Annotated in this window: 18 protein-coding genes and 1 pseudogene; 1 reads left to right on the top strand and 18 read right to left on the bottom strand. The window is 40.1% G+C overall.

What is annotated here, in order from left to right:
- The first annotated feature begins 34 nt into the window (after positions 1–34).
- A protein-coding gene (locus E2I05_RS15035; RefSeq protein WP_425325188.1) for an IS3 family transposase occupies positions 35–1,596 on the top strand; the annotation gives its coding sequence in 2 pieces (ribosomal slippage) (positions 35–515 and positions 515–1,596; 1,563 coding nt in all).
- 3 nt (positions 1,597–1,599) lie between these two features.
- On the opposite strand, the gene E2I05_RS15030 is transcribed toward E2I05_RS15035, so the two are convergent.
- The 18 genes and pseudogenes from E2I05_RS15030 to E2I05_RS14950 all read right to left on the bottom strand — a co-directional run bounded on the left by E2I05_RS15030 (position 1,600) and on the right by E2I05_RS14950 (position 22,862).
- Positions 1,600–1,962 (bottom strand): hypothetical protein, encoded by a 363-nt coding sequence (locus E2I05_RS15030; protein ID WP_179952726.1) that lies wholly within the window; start codon positions 1,960–1,962, stop codon positions 1,600–1,602.
- A pseudogene (locus E2I05_RS15025) lies at positions 1,952–3,521 on the bottom strand (type I restriction-modification system subunit M). Before E2I05_RS15025 ends, E2I05_RS15030 begins: the two are co-directional and overlap by 11 nt.
- Before the next feature lie 121 nt (positions 3,522–3,642).
- Positions 3,643–3,819: a helix-turn-helix domain-containing protein gene (locus tag E2I05_RS15020; protein WP_121855271.1), complete on the bottom strand. Its 177-nt coding sequence runs from the start codon at positions 3,817–3,819 to the stop codon at positions 3,643–3,645.
- Positions 3,820–4,077: 258 nt separating this feature from the next.
- Positions 4,078–5,658 (bottom strand): IS66 family transposase, encoded by a 1,581-nt coding sequence (gene tnpC / locus E2I05_RS15015; protein ID WP_133309591.1) that lies wholly within the window; start codon positions 5,656–5,658, stop codon positions 4,078–4,080.
- 83 nt (positions 5,659–5,741) lie between these two features.
- Positions 5,742–6,089, bottom strand: a complete 348-nt coding sequence (tnpB, locus tag E2I05_RS15010; protein ID WP_133309592.1) for an IS66 family insertion sequence element accessory protein TnpB — start codon at positions 6,087–6,089, stop codon at positions 5,742–5,744.
- A complete protein-coding gene (gene tnpA / locus E2I05_RS15005) occupies positions 6,086–6,388 on the bottom strand; it encodes an IS66 family insertion sequence element accessory protein TnpA (RefSeq protein WP_133309533.1) in 303 nt (100 codons plus the stop codon). Before tnpA ends, tnpB begins: the two co-directional genes overlap by 4 nt.
- A gap of 48 nt (positions 6,389–6,436) precedes the next feature.
- Positions 6,437–7,843, bottom strand: a complete 1,407-nt coding sequence (locus E2I05_RS15000; protein WP_121853776.1) for a hypothetical protein — start codon at positions 7,841–7,843, stop codon at positions 6,437–6,439.
- A 1-nt stretch (position 7,844) separates the two neighbouring features.
- The gene (locus tag E2I05_RS14995; protein ID WP_121853775.1) at positions 7,845–12,821 is read right to left on the bottom strand and encodes an AAA domain-containing protein; all 4,977 of its coding nucleotides are present in this window, start codon (positions 12,819–12,821) and stop codon (positions 7,845–7,847) included.
- A gap of 139 nt (positions 12,822–12,960) precedes the next feature.
- Positions 12,961–13,959, bottom strand: a complete 999-nt coding sequence (locus tag E2I05_RS14990; RefSeq protein WP_121853774.1) for an ArdC family protein — start codon at positions 13,957–13,959, stop codon at positions 12,961–12,963.
- A gap of 3 nt (positions 13,960–13,962) precedes the next feature.
- Positions 13,963–14,145 carry a conjugal transfer protein TraD gene (locus tag E2I05_RS14985; protein ID WP_121853773.1) on the bottom strand — a complete coding sequence of 61 codons (183 nt, stop codon included), beginning with the start codon at positions 14,143–14,145 and terminating at the stop codon, positions 13,963–13,965.
- On the bottom strand, positions 14,123–16,057 hold the full coding sequence (locus tag E2I05_RS14980; RefSeq protein ID WP_121853772.1) for an LPD7 domain-containing protein: 1,935 nt from the start codon (positions 16,055–16,057) through the stop codon (positions 14,123–14,125). Before E2I05_RS14980 ends, E2I05_RS14985 begins: the two co-directional genes overlap by 23 nt.
- Positions 16,054–17,961, bottom strand: coding sequence for a type IV secretory system conjugative DNA transfer family protein (locus E2I05_RS14975; RefSeq protein ID WP_121853771.1), 1,908 nt, complete (start codon positions 17,959–17,961; stop codon positions 16,054–16,056). The genes E2I05_RS14980 and E2I05_RS14975 overlap by 4 nt, the downstream gene beginning before the upstream one ends.
- A complete protein-coding gene (virB11, locus tag E2I05_RS14970) occupies positions 17,921–18,961 on the bottom strand; it encodes a P-type DNA transfer ATPase VirB11 (protein WP_121853770.1) in 1,041 nt (346 codons plus the stop codon). Before virB11 ends, E2I05_RS14975 begins: the two co-directional genes overlap by 41 nt.
- Positions 18,936–20,072, bottom strand: a complete 1,137-nt coding sequence (gene virB10 / locus E2I05_RS14965; RefSeq protein ID WP_179952725.1) for a type IV secretion system protein VirB10 — start codon at positions 20,070–20,072, stop codon at positions 18,936–18,938. Before virB10 ends, virB11 begins: the two co-directional genes overlap by 26 nt.
- On the bottom strand, positions 20,065–20,949 hold the full coding sequence (virB9, locus tag E2I05_RS14960) for a P-type conjugative transfer protein VirB9 (RefSeq protein WP_121853769.1): 885 nt from the start codon (positions 20,947–20,949) through the stop codon (positions 20,065–20,067). Before virB9 ends, virB10 begins: the two co-directional genes overlap by 8 nt.
- Positions 20,946–21,698 carry a VirB8 family type IV secretion system protein gene (locus E2I05_RS14955; protein WP_243641083.1) on the bottom strand — a complete coding sequence of 251 codons (753 nt, stop codon included), beginning with the start codon at positions 21,696–21,698 and terminating at the stop codon, positions 20,946–20,948. Before E2I05_RS14955 ends, virB9 begins: the two co-directional genes overlap by 4 nt.
- Positions 21,691–21,840, bottom strand: coding sequence for a hypothetical protein (locus E2I05_RS22105; RefSeq protein ID WP_165905495.1), 150 nt, complete (start codon positions 21,838–21,840; stop codon positions 21,691–21,693). Before E2I05_RS22105 ends, E2I05_RS14955 begins: the two co-directional genes overlap by 8 nt.
- Positions 21,840–22,862, bottom strand: a complete 1,023-nt coding sequence (locus tag E2I05_RS14950) for a TrbL/VirB6 family protein (RefSeq protein WP_121853768.1) — start codon at positions 22,860–22,862, stop codon at positions 21,840–21,842. The genes E2I05_RS22105 and E2I05_RS14950 overlap by 1 nt, the downstream gene beginning before the upstream one ends.
- Between the last annotated feature and the right edge of the window lie 13 nt (positions 22,863–22,875).

Here is a 22,875-nt window from a genome sequence, read left to right as displayed (position 1 = left end):
TAAACTGTTTAGGGAGCGGAAGTTAGACACCTAAATGACACATTATTCAATTGAACGTAAAGAAGCTGTACTGAGTAAAATGCTTCCTCCACACAATATGACAATCGCTGCGATTTCAAGAGAAGAAGGCATTTCTGTACATACCCTGTATTATTGGCGAGATAAAGCAAAAGAAGCAGGACATCCAGTGCCAGGGAAAACCTTAAATACAGACAATTGGTCAGCCGAAGCAAAGCTAGCTGTTGTCATTGAAACCGCAATAATGACTGAATCTCAGTTAAATCAGTATTGTCGTGAGAAAGGAATATTTAAAGAGCAAGTCAAGCAATGGAAACAAGATTGCCTCGGTGGTTTTCAGTCAAGCACAGCGCAAAAAGTAAAAGCAAAAAAACAGGCTAAACTCGACAAATCTGAGATTAAATCACTGAAATTAGATCTAAGACGAAAGGAAAAAGCCTTAGCAGAAACAACGGCTTTGTTGGTGCTAAGAAAAAAGCTCAACCTCTTATGGGAGGACGAAAACGAGGAGAATTAACGCCACTGAATCTAAGGCAGCAACTTATCGAATTAATCCAAGAAGCGTGCCGTGCAGGTGCGAGACTAGAACCTGCTTGTAAGGAAGTTCCGTTGAGCAAAAGAACCTATCGCCGTTGGTATAAAGATGGTCAAGTTCAAAAAGATTTGCGCCCTGACTCGGTTCGCCCCGAGCCTCAAAGCAAGTTGTCTGAGCAGGAACGTCAGCTGATTTTAGATACCTGTAATCAAAATGAATATGCCAGTTTGCCACCGTCACAAATTGTTCCGTCTTTGTTGGATAAAGGGATTTATATTGCGTCAGAGTCGAGCTTCTATCGAGTGCTAAAGCAACATAACCAACTTAATCGTCGAGGCCGAGAAAAAGAAGTGAAAAAGAGAAGCAAACCAAAGAGCTACAAGGCATCAAAGCCGAATCAGATTTGGTCATGGGACATCACTTATTGTGCGTCGATCATCAAAGGTAAGTTCTATTATCTGTATATGTTTGAAGATATTTACAGCCGAAAAATAGTTGGTTATGAAGTCCATGAACAAGAGTGTGGAATTAAGGCCGCAGAGCTTATACAGAGGACGATGTTACGAGAGCAATGCTTTAATACACCACTGATTTTGCACTCAGATAATGGTGCGCCAATGAAGTCTTTTACTATGAAAGCAAAGCTAGAAGAATTAGGCGTTACACCATCATTGAGTCGCCCAAGTGTGAGTAATGATAATCCTTACTCTGAAGCATTATTCAGAACATTAAAGTACCGCCCAGACTGGCCGGCGAAAGGTTTCGCAAGCTTAGAAGAGGCTCAAGATTGGGTTGAAAGCTTTGTACAGTGGTACAACAAAGAACATAAACACAGCAAGATCAATTACGTCACCCCTCAAGAGAGGCATGAAGAGAGAGACAATTTGGTATTAATGAAGCGAAAAGAAGTATTGAAGTCTGCAAAAGCTGAGCATCCATCTCGCTGGTCGGGTGATGTTAGGAACTGCGAACCTGCTGGGGATGTGATGTTAAACCCAGATAATGAAAACGATACTGAGAAAGATGAAAAAAATGTAGCTTAAATTTCATGCAAAGAGTGACAACTGTCTTGCAAAACACCGCCGTTGAAAAAACATCATTAAAAATTCTGGTAAAACAGATTTTTCGTCAATTACTTTAAAGGTTTTATAAGCAGGAGATACTAAAGCAGGTTTATCATCTCTGTAGAGTGAAATCGGTAATCTTTCATCACGACCAACGTGCATAATATTACAAGCAAAGACCCCTTTCTTGATGACTTTATATTTAGTCAAATCTAAATTAGTTGAATTAGCGATTGATGGCATAAAGTTTTTGGAAATATTTATCCCCAGCAGATTTGATACACTATGATCTTTATTCTTCTCGTCAACCATCGAGATTAGCTCACCAATAAGACTAGATTTCATAACCTATTCCTTTAAATGCTTCAAATAATTCTTCTTGTGCTTTTTTTTCTTCTTTCATCAATGCAGATAACTCAGATTGAATTGTTAACATTTCAGTTTCAAAATCGATCTTTGAATCAGTAGCTGAAAAAGGAATATATTTACTAGGAACAAGAGAGTAATCTTTCTTTATGATTTCTTCTTTTGATGCAGAGTAGCAGAATTCAACTTTATTCTTATAATTGTCAAAACGATCATTTCTTTGCCAGTTGTGAAAAATACTAGAAACATCCTTAATATCATTTTCTGTCAGCTCTATATATTTTTTCTCAAATTCAGAGCCAAGCCTTCTAAGGTCCATAAATAAAACTTCTTCGCTTCTCGCTCGAAGGTTAACAATACCTTCTTCTGTTTGATGTTCTTTAAACTCTTTGTTTTTGTTTATAATCCATAGTGTTACACTTATATCTGTGTTATAAAACATATCTCTTGGAAGAGTTATTATTGCCTCAATCAAATTATTTTCGACCAGTTGTTTACGTATTTTGTATTCATTTCCTGATGCTGAAGTAGACCCACTTGATAGAATGAATCCAGCAATACCTTCTTCGGATAGCTTAGACACCATATGTAATATCCAACCATAGTTAGCATTACTTACAGGAGGGACATCGAAACTACTCCAACGTTTATCATCAAGTAACTCACTACTATCTCGCCAGTCTTTCTGATTAAATGGTGGGTTTGCCATTATAAAATCAGCTTTTAGCAGATCGTGTTGGTCTTTAGCAAATGTATCTTTAGCTGCAACACCGAGGTTTCCAGAAATTCCTCTGATAGCAAGGTTCATTTTTGCTAGCTTAAATGTTGTAGGAGTTGCTTCTTGTCCGTAAATAGCAACATCTTTAGTGTTACCTTTATGGTTTTCTATAAACTTCATTGATTGAACGAACATACCGCCAGAGCCACAGCAAGGGTCATAGATTTTTCCTCTGTATGGCTCAATCAACTCAGCAATGAGGTTAACAACACTTTTCGGAGTAAAACTCACCTTTTCCCTTACCCTCAGCTATCGCAAACTTAGCTAAAAAGTATTCGTAAACCCTACCTACAATATCTTTATGTGGACTATTTAGAGTTTCGATATTGTCAACAACATCGACCAATGCAGCTAGCTTACTGGTATCAAATTCTAACTGAGAGAAATAGTTTTTAGGTAATGCCCCTTGCAGGGCTTTGTTGGTTTTCTCGATAGTGCTAAGAGCAGTATCAATCTTCAGCGCAATATCTTCTTGTTTAGCGTTTTGCTGAACAAAGCTCCAGCGGCTCTCTTCTGGTAGGTAAAAGACGTTTTCTTTGGTGTATGCCTGAACTAAATCAACATACTTTTCTTGCCCTGCATCAATCAGGTCTTGCTTACGCTTCTCGAACGTATCACTGATGAATTTAAGGAAAATCAGGCTCAATACGATGTGTTTGTATTCTGACGATTCAACACTACCACGCAGCTTGTTCGCTGCATCCCAGAGTGTTTCTTCAAATGATTTTTCTTTCTTTTTTGCCGCAGGTTTTTTAGCCATTATTTATGTAATCCTGAAAGTAATACTGTGAGGCGACTGATTTTTAAATGATGAAATTAACATTCTGCTTTAACGCATTTGTTAAAGTGAACACTCGATGAATAAATTGGGAATATAACCACTATCCCTGTCGTTTTTGTTGGTCTATCCATTGATTTATATCTACTCGTTTAAAGCGCCAACTCCCGCCCACTTTAAAGCCTGGAAGTTTACCTGCACTGGCAAGCCTGTAAGCCGTTTTGTTATTTAGCTTAAGATAGCCCGCTAACTCTTGAATCGTTAATATTTCATCAGTCATATGAGAGCCTCAAAAATTGAGTATTGGAATAATATGAGAATATTGTGGAACAAACAATGATATTAATCAGGTTTATTAATCAGGTTTATTAATCAATGGTAATTAACTGTTTTTATGAGTAATTATTAAGCAGTAGTTGAATTGATAACCACTGCTTAATTTAGTGTTACTTATTCAGTTTTCCTAAATGTTTTGAGTTTTCATCATCAAAATATTCAGACATATATGACTCTAAGGTAAACGTCCGCTGAACTACATCTAGCCCAGCTTAACATTCCATGGCAGCAAGCTTTCAAGCTCGATCGGTGATTTTGCGAGTTCTTCTAAGCAATGATTGATGTAATCAAAAGGAATTAGACCGTTAGCTTTTGCAGTTTCGATTATGCTGTAGAGCATGGCGCTGGTTTCAGCACCTTTGTGATTGATGTTGAACAACCAATTTTTTCTGCCGATGACGAACGGTTTTACTGCTCGTTCGGCACGATTATTATCGATATTCAACAAGCCGCTTTCTGTGTAGCGTTTTAATTTACTCCACTGATTTAAGCTGTAAGTAATGGCTTCACCTAGTTTGCCTTTACTTGATACTTGCAGTGCTGACTTATCCAGCCAAGCTTTAAAATCTGCCAAGATAGGTTCGGACTTAATTTGTCTTTTTTTCATTTTTTCATCAACAGATAAGTCAGCAATGTTTTTCTCTATTGCATACAGTTTTTGAATGAAACTGATGGCGACATTGACCTTACCAACTTTGGTTTTCCCTTGCGCTGTCTGAGCTTCAATAAACTTTCTTCTTGCATGCGCCCAGCAACCGACAAGCTCAGCGTTAACCTTTTGATAAGCCGCATAGCCGTCAGTTTGCAGGTAACCATTAAAATCCCCCAAGAACATCAATGGACAAGCACCGGAGCGACTGCCATTTTGATAATCAAACAGCACGATATTACGCATGATGGAAACGCCTTTAAATGCCATATTACTCGATGCTGGTGAATCAGCACCTGAGCAATACACCCAAATATACGATTTCGCTCGTTCATCATTGATGACTTTTACTGTAGTTTCATCTGCCTGAATCACGGGTTGTGAAAGCTGTATTTCTCTCAACCGTTGATGCAAGGGTTTAAATAACGCACCGCATTTCATCATCCAGTCCGACATGGTGCGTCGACTGATTTCAATACCATGTTGTTTGAACATGGTTTCTTGTCGATAAAGCGGTAAGGCATATTGATATTTACTGGTGATAATTTGACTGAGCAAACTCGGCGTAGCATAACCTTTTGGTATTGGACTGCTAGGCACAGATGCTTGCTTGATGTTGGGTTGAGTACCGCTTTTCTCACAATGCTGGCAGCTGTACTTTAAGCGAATATTTTCTATAACTTTAACTTTAGCAGGGATAAACTCCAGTTTTTCACTGACATCCTTGCCCATTTGTTGAAGCTGATGACCGCAACAGTCACACTGTTTGTCTGCTTCATCAATGTCATGGATCACTTGAACACGTGGTAAGTGTTTAGGTAATGGTTTGCGTTTAGGCTTTTCTTTTGTCTTTGGCGGAGTGGTTTCTCGCTCAGGTGTGGTATCAGCTTCTAAAATATCGTCTTCAACCAGAGTTTCAGCTTCATTAAACAATTCACCTTGAGCCTCACAAACTTCACTGCTTCGACCAAAGCGATGATGCTGAGCTAAACGAAATTGCTCCAGTAAGGTTTGATATGATTGATTTAACTCTGCAATTTCACTGTCCTTACTCTCAAGCAAAGCCTGTTGCTTCAACAGTAATTGTTGGAGTAAGGCGTTGTCGTCGAGTAAAGATTGGATACTTTTGGTCATGGCATTATTTTACCAAAAACCAAATGATAATAGGCGATATCAGTGATCTAATTAATGAAATCAACATCCGTTTTAGCGATCAATCAACAATAACTTTCAACAAAAACTTGTTGATGACCAACGACATCGTAACCTGAAAGTAACCAGTGAAATTGCTGCTCAGAAAGCACCATCTGCTCGGTATCAATCTTGGCTGGCCACTTGAACTTGTCTCTTTCCAGTTGTTTATACCAAAGCGCAAAACCTGTTTTATCCCAATAAAGGATTTTAAGTTTATCTCGGTTTTTGTTGCAGAACACAAACACGCTGCCATCGGTAGAAGGCAATTCCATTTGTTGTTCAACAACGGCGCTTAACCCATTAATCGATTTACGAAAATCAATGAAGTCACGGTATAAATACACATTGGGCAATTGTTGAAACATAATCATGATTGCAATCCTTTGATGACATCGATAATAATTTGAGGAGGTATTTGAGCAGGGAAAATTAAATCACCTATCTTGGTTTCAAGTTTGATCACTGGCTGTTGAGCTGGAATGGGGGGAGCTGATGCAGTAGTAACAACGGCTTGAGTAAAACTTGATTGTTGCTTCGATTTTTTTTTGTGAGTGTAAAAGCAACTGATGGCCAACTTATACTTGCGGCAAAAAGCGGTAACGGTTAATTCACTTTCGCTTTGCTGCCTTACCAGAGCTTGCCACTGTTCAGGTGTTTTTCGGTTTGTCATGCCGCGTCTCAATAGTTGAAAAGTGGCAAAGATTTTAAGGGATGGTTTTTACTCTGAAAAGATGGGGTTTACTGCACGGTTACACTCTAAGGATTGAGTCACTGTATTAATAATTCCGTTGTCAGTAGAAATAAAACCGATTGGTACAGGTACTCTGTATGACTCTGGCAGCCTTAAATGATAGGTAACAGCAACAAATCTATCTTCGAGTAAGATTATTTCTGCTACACCATTTAAATAACCTTCAATGTAGCCGAATAAGTTATCTTTGATAAAATCAAAGCCTCTCGTCCATTCGATTTTTTCCCGTCTTCCTTCTCTTGTGTTCATGGGTGATGAAAAGGGGAGTTTTACGTTAAAGTCATACAACTTTTTAGGCTTCTTGCCCTTAGATTTATTCTGGTTTGCAAGTTCAAGTAAGAACGATTTTAGTCTATCGTTTTTACCCCAAAATGGATCGCTAGGTGCAAGGTATTGCAGTACTACCGAACCATTGTGATGTTCTGCCGTGAGCTTCTGTTTTTGTTTTTTGAAAAAATCTTCGAACATTTTTCGGTTGTTATCACTATATAGTGAACCGATGAATGGGATATGCTTTTGGCTCTGTGATTCTTGACTTAGTTTAAGGTGCGCAAACTCTTGTGGCTTCAAATTTTCTGAAGTGAATAATTGACTGCTGAAACGGTCATTTAACATTTCTATTGCGTCTAGTACTTCACGGTAATTGTTTCGCCCAGTATAGGTATTTATAGTGGCTGCGATGAGCTCTAATGCTTCAGTAGAATCTTTTAGATTGTCAAAATCTTCAAGATCTTGGGCTTTACCATTTGAGTCCATCGTAAATGGTATTTTTAGTCTTAACGGTTCTGCACCGATTTGTTTAACTGACTCCACTTTGTATATTTTTGGTAATCCACCACTTCGGCCTGTCATGTGCTCCATGTAGCCATCTTCAATTAATTCTTGAAAATGCTTTTGAAATGCTTTTGAAACTAACTTGTCTCTGTTAGCAACTTTTTTGCTTGGTAATTCTAGCCTGAAACCTAATCCCCACTCATTCGGCAAACGTTTATTTTGTGTTGAAACGCAGCTGAACGATGTAAGTTCAAATCCAAGTGATGCTCCAGATGATCTTAATTCGGTTGTATTTAAGTCACCACCTAGTACATCAAAGTAACCTTTGCTTTTATCTGTTAATTCAACTTGATTTTGTTCGTTATATTTGAGTTCTTCACGTTGTATTAAATCGTTTATTGCTTCTTTTACTTCGCGTTCATTCAAGTCAAAATACGTGGCGATTTGTTCAGGCCACATTGCACCTAATTGAACTAATCGTAAGATATACTCACGGATAAAAGGCAGCCCCTGTTGTGAGGTATAAGAAAACTGAAAGTTATAACGATAACTTGGTACGATAAAGTCAATTTCATTAAAGGTGATTGTGTATTCTTCCATTTTATTTTTTCACCTCTTTAAATGTATTAGCATTTATCACTTTAAATCCCTTTGGTTCTGTTTTGGCATGCTGTTCAATGTAATCAATAACTTTACCCAAAGGTAAGTTCTGATTTTTCCCACGCCACATATTGCTATTACCGACAATCACAAGTCTATCCATTGCTCTCGACAAACCAACGTTAATTCGATTAGGTGAGCGTAAAAATCCCGGTGATAATTTAGAATCACTTCTTGAAATAGACAAAATGACAATTCTGTTTTCTTTACCTTGATAGCTATCGACGGTATCAATACGGATCAAGCTCTTAAACGTATCACTCCAAGATTGCTCAGCGACTTTTCTTCTTAATCGTTTTTTCTGCTCGGCATACATACAAATAATACCGATGGGTAGTTCACCTTTATCGTTTGTTTTTAGCGTGACTAAGTCTTCAATTTGTTCTGCGTTTGAATGAATTTGATTGAGTAGCTTTATAATCACTTTGACTTCGGCCGTATTTGCAATACTGCTACCAGAATCATCTTGGTGGTAGGCTCTTTTACCCAACCATGCTGTATCTATCCAAGTTGTGTATGACTTCATTACCTCAGGTAAATTCTGATAAGAATCAGGTATTGGTCTGATGCCTGTTTTAAGTTCACCTTTGTAAAAGCATTCTGAGACTAAGTCTCCAATTGGCTCAACCATTCGATACTGAGTAAGCAGCTTTGCACCAGCAGCTTTCCCGTATTTAGATTCGAATGCACGTTCGAAATCAGATTGAAGGAGTTCGTCTAAATCAATATCGTCAGAATAAACACCAAGCTTTTTAGCTAAGGCTTTTTTATGAGGCGTTGTGTACAGTGGCGGTAATTGATGATGGTCACCAACAAGTAAAATTCGTTTACCAGCCTGCATTGCAATAGCAAGTTCACTTGCTATTGATCGTGCTGCCTCATCTATGATCACCCAATCATATTGGTTTTCACTGATGCCGATATGTCGTTGACCGATGCCAACACAGGTTCCTGTGATCAATTGCCTTGAACGAGCAAAGAATTCATCATAATTTACTCGTTCATTTTCTAATACATCAATAAGATCCCGTGAAATCTTACATAAGGCTTTTGCCCTTTGAAGCTCTTGAGGTTTTATGCTGTAACTTTTTTCTAATCGTGCCCATAATTTGCTGCTTAATTCATTTAAGTCGTCGTCTTTGACTTCAATGTCAAAAAGTTCACTTATTGTGATTTTTACTTGTGCTATTAACTGGCTAGCTTGCTTGCTTAATTCTTCTTTATCTGTTTTTTCAGTCGTGTCGGCATGAGCTTCTTCAGTAAGTTTATTGAAGCAATCAATTTGTTTAACAATCGAAAGTTCTAGTTCACATGCATCTTCAAGAAAGTCTTTTGGTACCCCCAGAGATTGATGTAATGAAGATATCCGTTGTTTAGACTCTGCGGTAAACATGGCACGCCGTTCATCAATCAAATATTGGGAGTAAACGTCTTTAAGACCATCTGACACTGAAGCTTCTTTATTGCTGAAGCGTACGACATCTAGATCAGTTTTAAGTCTTAAGCAATGTTTGCGAATTCTTGAAGCTGCAGTATTTACGGCTTCATGCGATTGGCTGACCAATAGGATTTTTTCAGCCCCTTGCTTTTCAACCAAATAATGTACAAATGCTGCGATAAATTCTGTTTTACCGGTGCCGGGAGGGCCTTGTAATAAAGAAACTGGACCAGTAGCTAACAATTGTCTAAAAGCTGTTTTTTGTTGGTCGTTCAGCTCAATGACATTGCCTTTATCATCTTCACGTCTGTATCTTTCAAAGTCTTTATCAGTGACTTCTATATCATATTCAATTGGTGGTTTATTAGAGGTTGGTTCAAAGTAATCCACTAAATCCATGATAGTTGATTCATTGTCCAGAATTCGCTGGAGTGCATCTTTGCGTTTTTCATATGATGATTTATCAGCTTTTGTTCTGAAAAAGACTTCTTCTGTCTCCTGAAGATGTTTTGCTGCGCTTCTTGCTTTGAATAATCGGACTTCTTTAAAGCTAGATTTTTTTAAATCAACCAATCCAAGTAGTTTTTCATTATCATCATCGAGCTTAATGGCTTCTATTACATCTGTCTTTTTGAATTTGGCCAAAGGGTCTGTCTCTGATTCATAGTTAAGAATAACTTGGTCTGATTCATCTTGAACAGACTCGGAATCTGTATCTAAGATGACATATGGATAAGATTCTGCTTCAGTTTTGAGGATGTTTTTCCACAAGTCAGTTGTACGAATGCCGATTGGTGTAATAGATGGTTGCGACTCTAATTCTGGGTGATGATGTGATGTAACCTGACTTTCAGATTCCAGTGAAACATTTGTACTATTTTCTTTGTATGTTGCAACCTCTACAGCTCTCTTGAACTCAGGTAATTGCAAAATTCGTTCATTTAATGCATTTAACTGAGAATATTCTGTAGAGCTAATTTTTAGACCAAAATTGAGTTCTAGTTTTGCTTTATCTTTAAATCTTTTACTTACATCTGAACGTTGTCTTGGAGCTAAACCGAGTTTAAATCTATTTTCCGTTGGAATATAAATTAAAGTGATACTTCCACCAACGCCAGAAAGCTCAATTTTTAATTCATTTTCATTTCTATCATTTTCAAAGATATCAGCATATAGCACCCCATTTTCAGGCAAAATCTCCAGAGATTCAAACTCACCTCGAACTGAGATTTCAGCCATTTCTACTTCTTCAACTGTTGGATTTAAAGCATCTTTAAAACGTTCGAGTGATTTAAAGCCATATTCATTGTCGTTAAGTTCAACTTGAATGGCTTGATGCAGCTCTGCAAACTCTTCTTGAACTTCATCCCAATCTCCACCTAGAGCTTCTAATGACAACTTCATTACGGCAAAGTTATCTCTTTCAAAGGCTGAAGCGCCATCAATATTGTCAGGGCTGTATAGGTGGTTTTTACATTCTTCACTGCTCAGTGAAAAATCAGGCAAGTCGATTAATTTTATGTCTTGAGTATTAGCATCGATGATTATATTTTCAGGATGAAGATCACCATGAGCAATTTGCAGTGAATGTAAATGCTCTATGACATGTATGAGTTTTTCAACCAGAACTAAATTGTTTTCACCAACTTTCAGTCCGTTCCAAGTGTTGCCATTAATGAATTCAGAAACAATGAACAGTTCATTAGATTTGTTAGCAATACCAAAATTGTAAATATTAGGTAAATACGTAGGTGAGATGCTTTTGAGCTTAGAAACTTTTTGTAAAAAGTGAAGTAGCCGAGTACAGATTTGAGCGTCAGCTTTAGAAACAGAAACGTTCAACCATGCTTTTACAAGGAGTCCATCTGATAAGTAAACTTCTTTTTCATCTGTCTCAACTATAAAAGGGGCATCATCTTCTTGGTATTGACGATTCAGTTTAATACCATGAAGGTATGGCTCTAACAAAGAGGCATCAAAATCTAAATTAATCTTAGCTTTTGGCTCAATATCTAAAAGTGCATCATACATTTCGCCAGCATTATTAAAACCACCACAAATGGCCTCATTTATAACTGTAGAAGTCCAGTGAGTATCATTTTCTAATTGCGCCTTGAATGTTTTTAAACTTTTTTCATCAATTTGTTTGCCATTTAATAAATGCCAAACCATAACACCAAGGGTATAAACATCTAACTGATACGGAGTAGTGTTTTTATCCGTATTCATTCCAAAGGGGATTGAGCCTTCTACAGAAAGCAACTCTCTGAGATCTCCAACAGTACCTTGAGGTTTGTGGTAAGCCGACACAAAGCTTGAAAGTGCTACGTCTTTACTTGGCGCAAACCAAACGCTATGGTCACCAATATCTCTATGTGCAACTTGAGACTTGTGCAAGTTTGCAAACCTACTCAGTAATAGCTTTATTAATTTAATCCTGTCAGCTTCTGAAAATGTTGGAAGGTAACGATTTATGAATGTGTTAACTCGGATGTGGTTTGGTTTCAGCTCATAAAGTTCAGTGTGCTGTGCAGAAATTTGGTCTTTTTGCACTGTTGCAAGAGAATTTAAGCAGTGCTGATACAAGTCATAATTAGAATTTTTAATATAAGTCAACACTTCTCTTTCTCGAGAAATAATGTCATATCTACCGTCTGGTGTTTTTGCTTTATCTCCAGCGACTTTATCAAAATCCCATATCCGCATTAATGCAGTGTCTTTAGTTCTTCCATCAGCGGCAGCTTCAAACTCCTGATAAATATCTTTAGGGTGTTTAAAAATAAGCTCTTGTGAAGAGTATCCATTAAGAGAAATTTGCTTTGGCTTTGTAGTGTTACGATCAAAAACCTTATCAAAGATATGAAAATCTTTATTGAGGACTTGAGAATCAGGATGCGGTCTATAGATTTTATTGAATTTATTTCTGTCTTTAAATGATAAAAATTCATTCAACGTTAGCGTATGTTGACGCTGATCTTCAGTAAGTTCAGTGACATCTGCATCTCCAGTTATAACCACTAAAAAATGAATCTGTGGAAGATGAGCCTTGTTTGTAAATTTCCCTTTATACTTTCTTAGTTTCCGCTCTAATAAATACTTTTTATTGCGAGTTATCTCAACAGGTGATTTACCTCGGTCTTCATTACCGAGAAACCAATTCCCTCTCTGATATGTGATTTTTCTCCCTTTCCAATCCTTAAGTTCGACAATAATCACATTGCAATGAGTAATAATAACTAAATCGAATTCACCTTCTTTTCCGTTATCGACAAGGCGAAAACCTGCATAACCTTTCCATGGAAATATGCTGTCAGTGTTTTGTTGCTTTAGGCTTCCAAGTTGATCTTTTAGAGAGCCCCTAGATGTATTTTGATTGTTCTTGCTTTTTGTTTTATTTATATCTTGAAAACACTTCTTAATTTTCTCGATGGCTGTAACTTCATGCGCCAACAAGCCGCCTTCCCATAGCTCGATATCCAAATCTTACTCCAAACATATTACTTCACTGAATTCATGAACATCATACTAAAAGTAAGTCAGAAATTCTCTGTTCAGAATCACAGCCGAGTAAAATTTAAACGTAAATGTCATATCTAAAAACAATGGTAAGAAAATATTGTTAGAGCTCAGCTTCCTTATGTTGATTGGCTATTATTTGATGTGAACTTTGGATGGATGCTGCAGAACTAGAAGATTGTTTTATGGAAATTTTTTGTTGTGAAATATCTTTATCATATTCAATCACAAATCTATGAATTTTCTCAGCATCCCTTGATGCACGTAAAATCTCTTTCGGATCATCTTGTAACACCTTAACCCAGTGATCAACATAAGCTGCATGTTGGCCAAATTCATGGCCAATTTGCAGCTCATCGCCGAGCATCAGTGAACCAATTTCTGCCCTGAGTTCTTCTTTAGCGTAGGATTCATCACCAAAGCGGCCAGTCATATCACGATTGAGTCTGTGACTGGCGCCACTCGAATGACATAATTCATGCAAAGCTGTAGCATAAAATTTATCATTGCTGTCGAACTGATTTCTGGCGGGTAGATGTATGTCGTCAGAAGAGGGGCAGTAGTATGCGTTGTCATATTGATCATGATGGATAGTGATGCCTGAGTTTCGCAGGATTTTTTCTGCTCGTTCATGGCGTTGCCATTCTGGAAGTTGTTTAACTTCAAGCTCTGATAAGCCATCAATTTGTTCGGCATTAAATACGACTGCACTGAATACTCTTGGTTTATCCAGTTTCACATTCACTTTAATTGGTTTGCCATCTGCGCCTAATATCTTTTGGCCGTTACTATCGGTTTTATCTACTTTATCGAATAGTTTCCAATATTGAACAATCGTGCCGTGTTGTCCTTTTCGAACTTGCGCATCAATACCGCTGGCTTGTTTGTACGTCATCCAGCGGGGATCTTCACGACATTGCATCGCCAACCAAATGGCATTTGAGCCTCGGTAGCGAGTGCCACTGATTGGATTATGCGGCATCCGTGGTTCACCAGCCTTCCAAGGTTTTTGCCACGGTGCGGTGCCAGCTTTTAATTGTTCGATAAGCTTATTGGCGATTTGTTCGTGATAAGGCACTTTTGCTGGTTTTGATGCTGGCATAGGCTATTCCTCATCTTCGCTTTCGGAAGTTTCTTGTGAGGCATCCAATGCTTCATTTTCAGTTAGCGCATCTTCTTCGAATGCACCGAGTTTTTCTGCTTCTGTAGTCGTGACTTCAACCACGTTGCCGGGAATGTTTAAGGCAAAAAGCTTCTCGTCTAAATTAGTGCTCAAGTTGTTGGTCATGTTGTGGTTCCTTAATGGTTTGGGTTGATAAGTGTTCAGTTTTTTGAGGCTTCAAAAAAAAATGCTCCAGCTTATGCATCACCTTTTTCATAAACTGTTTTTGAGCTTCGGGTTGCAAGGATTGGCTAAATTTTTGTGCTGCTTTCAATGTTGCTTGTTTATCTAAGGGCTTGCTGGGTTTTACTTGTACAATCTCATTGAGTTGTTCATCTTTCGGAGTGATAGCTTGTGTGGCTGGAACACTTGATTTTGCTTGTAAAGCTTGGAGCTTCTTAACGTCTTCTTTATCAGGTCGGTAGCCTCGTACATTCATATTCTGCACTGAGGCTTGCAGCCATGCTTGGCGTTTAAAGGCTTTAGTACCTGAGAGTTTAATGAATTCCCAATTGCGCTGTTTAGCGATGCTGAGCAAATCACTAATCACTTGTGTGTGACTGAGCTTGGTTTGCAACTTGTTGCCTTTATCGATAAAGGCTAAGCATTTAGGGCGGCTGCTAAAGTAATATTTACTATCGACTTCAAGGTAGAGTTTGCTTATTCGGTCAGGGAGTGTATTAGGTTTTGGCTCTATTGGCTTTGTATTTTCTGTATTTTCGTCAGTTTGAGCGTCAGTGTGACCGAGTTTTGTCAGTGGCTTAAGTTGATCATTGAGCTGTTGGTTAGCAGGTTTAGGTTTACTTGTTTCCGCAGGTGAAATGGCTTGCTCGCCCACGAGTGTGATTGAGTTTAATTCTGCCGCTTTGGGTTTGTTTTTAAGTTGTGGCCAGCAACGCTCCAGATAAGTTTCAATTTGGCTTTTAACCGTTCCTAAACCACGACTGATGTGTAGGTCATTAAAATCAGTCATTCCAGCTTCTTGTTCATCAACAATAAAGCTTGGGCTGAGCAAGTGGCCATGAGTGAGGTTGGCTGATTCTCTGGCTTTCTCAATCCCTTTATTAATCGTGTTTTTTCTATCATCATCGGCCAGAAATAGATGCTGACTATCGGGATAAGTAGCTTTAAGCTTTTCAGCCACTTTAGGCATATTGCCTGCGTCGACCGTCATTACCACACTACGATTCGTCGCTTCGGCAATACTAGCTGCAGTGGCATAACCTTCGGCGTATAAAATGGGCTCACCATTTTTAAGTGGTTTGTAACCGACGACGAAGAAGTGTCCTGTCTTTTGTGCGGCTTTCTTGAGGCACTTAAAGCCGTTTGGGCTGATCCGCTGCAGCGAATGAATGTTATGGTTTTCATCCATGAGTGGGATCACTAAGCGACCTTTTTTATCCTGCATCACATCTGGAAAGGGTTGAACATCTTTTTTCACTAAATATGACTGGTCAACCTTGGCATGTGGCATCAACTGAAAAGCTTGGCTGCAGCGTTTAGCATAATGCTGGTAACGTTTTGCTGTGGTGATCTCTCTGAGTGTTCTTTTATTGGCTTGATGAGCTTTAATGTGTAATTTTGCTAATGGATCACTGTGAGAAAAACTGGCCGACCATTTTTGTGGCTCACTATGATTACGATGATCTTGATACCAACCAGCAGGGTGTCCATCATTGTAAGCACAATAGACACCGCTCTTTTGACCTCGCTTATCATCTTGAGTGGCAACACGATGTTTTTGTCCATCAAAGATAGGGGATTCAGGTAGCACAAATCCTGATGCTTCTAATATCTGAGATAACTCAATAACAGGGTCTTGATGTGTGGGTGTTTGAAACAAGTCAGGGTTTGGTAGCCAAGGTTCAACTTTTGAAAGGGGCGTACCCGTTCGAGCAAACCATAACCCTAAATCACCATCAAAACTCAGTGCATTGTTGCCGTTGGGCAGTTGACCTATGGCTTTTCGAGCTTGCTCCCGTTTTTCATAGGGCACGGCTAAAAAGGTTTGTTGTTCGAGAACGGCATCATCATTCATTCAACATTTCCTTGCGGTAAAGTACTGAGGTATTCATTGACTAATGAATTAACTTGCTCATCACCAATGGCGTTTGGGTTTTGTGGTGTGGCTTCAGGTGCTACTGGTTGTGACTGTTGCTTTTTCGGTTTTGCAGCGGTTTGTTCGCCATCATCCGTAGCGATTTTTATGGGTGTAACGGCTGTGGTTTTATGAGTTTTCACCACAACTTTTGGAATAGTGGGTAACGACCAATACTGCTGAGTTTGACCATTGCCTCGATGCATAAATGCTTTGTCTTGATACCAACTGATTTTGTTACATTTCACTGGAGAGCAGTTTTCTAATAACAAAATGGCTTTGTTAGTGCCAAGACGCATGATCTCTTGCGGCAACATTAAGGCACGACTGTGATCGCTGATGTTTTCACTTCGACCGCCACGCCCTGATAACTGTTTGCTGCGACTGCGTTGTTTAATGGTATTGGTGCCAAGGCTTTCAGAGATCTCTCTCGCCACTTTGGGGTTTTTAGGCGCAAATACAATTTGTAGGGCATGGTTTTCAATCAGGGTTTCAGCCCCATCATGGCCATAAATTTCACGCAGCTGCGAAGGGGATTGAATGATGGTGAGTAATCGTATGCCGTAACCTGCAATGTAGCTGATCCCTTTACTCAGAATGTTCACTTTTCCGATAGCGGCGAATTCATCCATCAACAATAAAACTTGGTGTTTCAATTGTGGATTCTGCTCCGGCAACTCACGGGTATTGAGGTCAATTAGTTGCTGGAAGAACAAGTTAATCAACTGCGCTAGACGTTGTAAATCATCAGGCGTTACACCGACATAAACGGATAATCGTTTGCTGCGTAATTCTCGCAAATCGAAATCATTGCTAGCAGTAACCGCATCAATCACTGGATTGTAAAAAAGCTCTAATGCTGAGCTAAAACTCTTACGAATTGAGCCACGGGTTCGCTCAGGTGTTTCGAGGTATTCTTTCAATGACGAATGGCATTGATTAGAGAGTGGCAATTCTCCAGCCATGCGTTCATTAATCAGTTCGATTAAGTAGCTATCGCCTTTATTCAATTGCCTAAGCACTTCACCCATTGTCACAGGTAAGGGCGGCGTTTCTAATAGATACAAAACTAAACCGAGCCATAATGAGCGAGCGGAAGCTTGCCAAATTGGTGATTCACTGTCGATATTAGGAAACAACATCTGACCTATTTTCTGAATATCATTAATGCGAAAACTTGGATCGGTTGAAATGTAATGCAGTGGATTCCAGCGATGGCTCTGGTAATCCCGTGGCGCAAGGTTCAGCAGGAAACATTGCTGGCCATGAGCTTTCCGAAAGCCAGCACTGATGTTCCAGTTTTCTTGTTTGATGTCTAATACCACAACCGAATTATGCCAGCTTAGTAAATTAGGAATAACGACACCAACACCTTTACCGCTGCGAGTTGGGGCTGACATGAGAACATGTTGCTGACCTGAGAACTGTAAATAAGCTTGTGTTAATAAACCTTGTTGTTTACCAACGATGATGCCTTTGTTGGCCAATAATCCCGCTTGTTTGATTTCTCTTTGAGTTGCAAAACGAGCTTCACCATACAGCGGCTGCTTTTTAGGTTTAAATTTAAAAGTGATAGGGACACCAATAGGAAGAAAACCTAATAGCAGTGACAGTCCTAACCATATTTGAGTGCGCTTATCGTGGCCGTAGAAATAGCCGTAGCGAATGACGGTTAACGGTGTGGCTGTGCGATAGTTTAAGTGAGCAAAATAGAGGTAAATCATACCGCTTAGCCATAGACTGCCAATTAAGCCTAAGCTTGCGATGAATAGGTAAACTTTGATGCTCAGCGACTTACTCGAGTTAACCACGATAATAGACCTCGGTAACAAACCTTCGGCCATTCACATTCTGCAGCTGCACAATCACATCGACACACAAGTTGATGAGTTGCTTGATGTCTGCTTTGGATAGCGTTGACCCCGCTTGGCTTTCTTTCAGCAGCAACACTAATTGCTCCATGGCCAGTTTGGGGCTGCCAGCGTGCATGGTGGTGATACTGCCGGGATGACCAGAGTTAATATTGCGCAAAAAGTAAAAGGCTTCATCACCACGAATAAGTTCAGCCAGAAATACTCTGTCTGGCTTCATCCGTAAGCTGGATTCTAAAAGCTGTTTTTGAGTAACAGGTGCAACACCTTGATTACCAGCTGAATAAAACAAACTGACACTGTTTGGGTGAGTGCGATACAGTTGTAGTTCATCGACATTTTCAATGCTGATCAAACGCTCACTTTGCGGAACTTGTTGCAGTAACGAGCGAAAGAAGGTGGTTTTTCCTGAGCCTGTTGCGCCTGAAACGATGATATTTTTTCTCTGTTCAATGGCGAGCTTGAGAAACGTCGCTATCTTGTTATTACCGTAAAGGTGAGTTAATTGGCACTCTAGTGGCTGCTCAGTTTCAATACTGATTGAGCGAAAATAACCTTGTTGATGATAGTCATCCAAGGTGAGATTTACGCTGGCAGGTTTGCGAATGGTAAAGCTGATTTGTCCAATAAGCGTCACAGGTGGAATGGCGATTTGTACTCGCTCACCAGAGGGCAATGTGGCAGATAATATCGGATGACTGCCATCCAGCTTTTGCCCTGAATAGGTGGCAATCAATTTGGCCAGTCTTTGACAGTAATCAATAGTGATCTTTTCGTTTTGGTATTGGAGCCAGCCTTGGTTGCTTTCCGTCATTAATTCATTGGGTTTGTTGATCACTAACTCCGTTACGCCATCTTGCTCTATGTAAGGCGTGAGTACTTTAAGGTGCTCCAGCAAGGCAACAGCACGGCAATGCTCAATCGTCTTAAAGTCTGTCTTAGCTGAATTAGTGATTAGCAAGTTGCAAGTCATAGACACTCCTGAAATCTAAATCACGAGCAACAAACACATTAATGTGCTCACCTTGATTTTTGAGTAACGTGGGTTTGATGCGAATGGAATCTTGCAGGGCAGTGGAGGCTAAATCTTTACTGCTGCCAATGGTGTTACCGAATTGGATTTGATTTTTGTCTCCGCTATTGGCTTTGTTAGCAGCATAACTACCAGCGTCACCAATTAAGCTGAGTAAAATGGCCGAGCCAAAACGTTGCTTAAAATGACTATCGACAAATCCGCTGTGGCCACTGCGACCTAAAGTATCGGTACCGGGTGAATCTAAATCGATGATCACGCCGTTTGGTGTTTCAATTCTATTCCACAACACAAAGATTCGAGCGACACCTTGCTGTAAGCCGCTTTGATACTGGCCAACAATGTGACTGCCTTTTTCCAATAACAATACTTTACCGTTGGTGGAATAAATATCTCGGCTTAATTGGCAACGAGTCATGCCTGGCACATCTGAGCTGATAGCTGTTTCTAAGATGCAATCTAAAAAAGCGCCTTTAGTAATGAACAGGTTGGGGTCGACAACGTGACTGGCGACACTGCCTTTGAGTTTGGTGGCTTGCAGCTGTACCGATAGTGAGCTTGATTGTTGAGCTGTGAAGCTATTGCTGACTTCACTTTGCGTAGTCTCTGAACTTGGCAACTGCGAATTACGATTGATAACTAAAATCTCATCGAACTGCTTACGCTCTGTAGGCGTCCATTGTTTGCGAGCTGATACCGCAGCATATTCTGGATTAGCGGGCTGTGAAGTGAGGTCGGCCAATCCCGTATGCAACAAGCTGGATTTTGTATTGTTGCTGTCATCTGTGTTGTTCAGTTCATCGTTGGTCTTAGGTAACTCAGGTGGTTTACCTAAATGATTCCCAATCTCTTTGTTGGTGTTAGGTTGCTGTTGTTCATCTTTAGCATGACTGAAACCACCGTTAACTAAGACCAATAGACCAATCAACACCAAACAACAAATAATCATTACGGGTTTGGACAAAGCCATGCGACTCGCTTGATTTGCGGTGAGTTCTGGTACTGCTTGAGTCTCTATTGAAGCTTCTTCATGGGATTGCGGATTATTCATGATGCTCTCCTTTTAGCTTGCGAGATACATTGGGAATATTGCTGGTTTGGTAGTTGGCAGATACTTCTTTATCGAAGTTTTGATTGAACAAACACACCACAGCGTTGCCTTGGCGTAGAACCAACTGCTTAACGACTCGTTGAATAATGACGGTATCTGGATAATTTGGATTAACGTTAGAGTTCACCAAACTTTCACTGTTATCAGAATTGATAATGTAGACCGCAGGTAAATCCTGCTTACGGTTAAACGTCAGGTAAGTGAAACGACCATCATCAAAGGCGTGAATGGGTTTAATGCTGTCATCACCTTTGTAGGAGTAATTCTGATTCCGAATTTGTGGAGACTGTACAGCATTCAGTTGTTGTTTGAGTTGCTGCTGGCGTTGCTCTTTGATGTTGATTCGTTGCTGATCTGCAGGATAACGAAAATCAATCGCAAACATCATATCGTTGGGATAAGGATGCGCTCCGTGTTGTGACCAATGGGCTGACAACTCAAAGTTATAAACTCTACTTCTTTTATTGAGCGTGGTGAGCACTGTCATATTGGTGATAGCTTGCTGTGCTTTCGGTTTGATAAAGATGTGATTGGCCACTGGCGTTACTGACCACGCATCACGGTCACCCATGGCAATTTGTTTGATGCTCTCTCCTTGAGCAAAAGCAATGTCAGTCGCAAAGCCATAATGACCGACCAACTTCACCACTTGTTCAGCTTGGTAGTTAATGTGACGTATTCGTTTATCAAGATTTCCTGTGTGTGGGGTTTCGAGAGCATTAACATTCAAAGATATGAATAACATCTTCATGCCTATGAAAATGGGCATCCAGCGACTTTTTGTTTTCGAAAGAGATAAAATCAAACATGGCTTCATTCACCACCTCCCGTTGCCTGATCATTACGATAACTCAGCACTTGAAACCCAAGCGGATTTAAACGTCGATCTTCAAGCTTCATTGGAGCGTTACGATAGACAAAAGTGATGGTCGCAACCCAATGACTGGCAGGATGCTGCTCACCAAGTCTTTTGATTTGTTTTGAGTAACGTATTAATGCCGTTTTACGTTGTTCTCCTGCCACTTTTTCATTACCGATAAAGCTGATGGCTTCGATATGCACTCGCACTTGAGCGGACTGGCCGTATAGGTTTATTGGTGCTTTTGGGTTGGATCTAGGCGCAGTGAACACCGAATAATTGAGTTGCACAGGCTCTGATGACATCACGCCAACTAAGTTGCGGTCATAGCTGCGTGTTTCCCACTGATAACTTTCTCGATGACGTAAGTATTGAGTGAGCCAATATTTATCCATCAACTCTTGTGCGTGTAATTTGACCTTACCGTGACTAGATAATGTTGAAACGACATCCACCAAGCCCGTATTGTTATCGACTCGAATCACAAATGGCTCGATGGATTTCAGTGGCAGTAAACACACTAAACCAATACCTTGAAGCACGGCAATGAGCGTTAATATTGCGCAGCAACGCCATGCTCGTTGCTCAGAACGTTGAGTACGAGTGCTTAGCTCGGCATCCCAACCTCTGGCTTCTTTGAAATATTGCTTTGTAAACTGTTTCTCTGAAAGCGGTAGGTTGAGTGTGTCAGGCAGCATATTAGTCATTTTTCTCCTTAGCGGTAAGCGTTATCGGAGTTGTGTTTACTGGCTTCAAGCCTTTACCATCGTCTTTGCAGTGAGGCGGCTTAGGCGCACTGGCACAATGGGACAACAATAAAATTAAACTCAGGCTGAGTAGTTTCTTCATTAAGGTGTTCCTCCATTACGCTGTGACATGCTATTGCCACCAAAGTGTTGCTGATAAGCGTGATAGCCAGCCCCGACAGGTTTTAACGGTAATCCGATGGCTTGGCCTGTGTAGTTCAAATCTCGGCGTAAGTTACGGTATTGATTGCGGAGTGTTGTTGGTCTGAGTGAATGCAGGCTGTGAGCAATGGCGCCGTTCGCTGCAATTGCTACTCCACCGCCAAGGGCTGCGGCCATGGCCGGGATTTGTTTCATCACTAAAATACAAAGCCCCAAAACAACGCAAAGCATTGAGCTGTCACTAAGGGTAGAAACCGTAGAGTGATTGCTGGAAATTTGTTGTAGATAATCAGCGGCTACAGTTGTCATTAACTGACCGGAAGCAACACCAAGCAACAGCACAAAACCAAAGTTGAGCACCATGCCCAGCCAGCTTTCAAAGAAGCGTTGGGTCGCTTGAAAAAGTAATAACACAAAAAATGCCGGGCCGACTGCAAGTAAAATGCTAACCATTACTTTACTGAGCAGAATAAAGAAAGCCACTAACAAGGTGAGACAGCTGCCTATTAGCACCACGGCAATGGCCAGAAAGTACATGCCAAAGTTGCCGTTCATGATGCCGCCTTGTTTCCATGAGGTATCAGCAAGAGCAAAGATTTGGCTGAACAAGCTATCTAATAAAGCAGCAGCATCTTGACTTGAGCTGCCCGTAACTATTGAGGCGAGAGTTTGCGGGGTATCACTTAAAAACGTGACCACAGTTTGGTTGTAACGGCTTGCCGTCAGCCCCAAGGCTAAAATAAAGCCGACACGCAGAATACGAAAAAAGCCTTCTTGCAACGGCGCATCACTTTTTCCCATCATCAGGCTGAAGCCCCAAATCGAAATCCAGATAATCATCAAACTGCTGAACAGCGGCAACAAAAAATCAATCAAACGTACAGAGCCTTGCTGCACATAGTTATTGAGCGCATGGTCAACCATGTGAAAGATGCTTTGATAGAGATTACTTTGAGCTGCCATAATCATTTCTCCA

This window comes from Parashewanella spongiae (genome assembly GCF_004358345.1).
GTDB classification, from domain to species: Bacteria; Pseudomonadota; Gammaproteobacteria; order Enterobacterales; family Shewanellaceae; genus Parashewanella; species Parashewanella spongiae.
The sequence above is the reverse complement of the archived record's forward strand: the minus strand, read 5'-3'. Positions and strand labels throughout refer to the sequence as shown.

Bases quoted from the DNA above. Each gene is read 5' to 3' on its own strand.
- E2I05_RS15030 (WP_179952726.1), bottom strand. From the start codon at position 1,962: ATGAAATCTAGTCTTATTGGTGAGCTAATCTCGATGGTTGACGAGAAG.
- E2I05_RS15020 (WP_121855271.1), bottom strand. From the start codon at position 3,819: ATGACTGATGAAATATTAACGATTCAAGAGTTAGCGGGCTATCTTAAG.
- tnpC (WP_133309591.1), bottom strand. From the start codon at position 5,658: ATGACCAAAAGTATCCAATCTTTACTCGACGACAACGCCTTACTCCAA.
- tnpB (WP_133309592.1), bottom strand. From the start codon at position 6,089: ATGATTATGTTTCAACAATTGCCCAATGTGTATTTATACCGTGACTTC.
- tnpA (WP_133309533.1), bottom strand. From the start codon at position 6,388: ATGACAAACCGAAAAACACCTGAACAGTGGCAAGCTCTGGTAAGGCAG.
- E2I05_RS15000 (WP_121853776.1), bottom strand. From the start codon at position 7,843: ATGGAAGAATACACAATCACCTTTAATGAAATTGACTTTATCGTACCA.
- E2I05_RS14990 (WP_121853774.1), bottom strand. From the start codon at position 13,959: ATGCCAGCATCAAAACCAGCAAAAGTGCCTTATCACGAACAAATCGCC.
- E2I05_RS14985 (WP_121853773.1), bottom strand. From the start codon at position 14,145: ATGACCAACAACTTGAGCACTAATTTAGACGAGAAGCTTTTTGCCTTA.
- E2I05_RS14980 (WP_121853772.1), bottom strand. From the start codon at position 16,057: ATGAATGATGATGCCGTTCTCGAACAACAAACCTTTTTAGCCGTGCCC.
- E2I05_RS14975 (WP_121853771.1), bottom strand. From the start codon at position 17,961: ATGGCCGAAGGTTTGTTACCGAGGTCTATTATCGTGGTTAACTCGAGT.
- virB11 (WP_121853770.1), bottom strand. From the start codon at position 18,961: ATGACTTGCAACTTGCTAATCACTAATTCAGCTAAGACAGACTTTAAG.
- virB10 (WP_179952725.1), bottom strand. From the start codon at position 20,072: ATGAATAATCCGCAATCCCATGAAGAAGCTTCAATAGAGACTCAAGCA.
- virB9 (WP_121853769.1), bottom strand. From the start codon at position 20,949: ATGAAGCCATGTTTGATTTTATCTCTTTCGAAAACAAAAAGTCGCTGG.
- E2I05_RS14955 (WP_243641083.1), bottom strand. From the start codon at position 21,698: ATGACTAATATGCTGCCTGACACACTCAACCTACCGCTTTCAGAGAAA.
- E2I05_RS22105 (WP_165905495.1), bottom strand. From the start codon at position 21,840: ATGAAGAAACTACTCAGCCTGAGTTTAATTTTATTGTTGTCCCATTGT.
- E2I05_RS14950 (WP_121853768.1), bottom strand. From the start codon at position 22,862: ATGGCAGCTCAAAGTAATCTCTATCAAAGCATCTTTCACATGGTTGAC.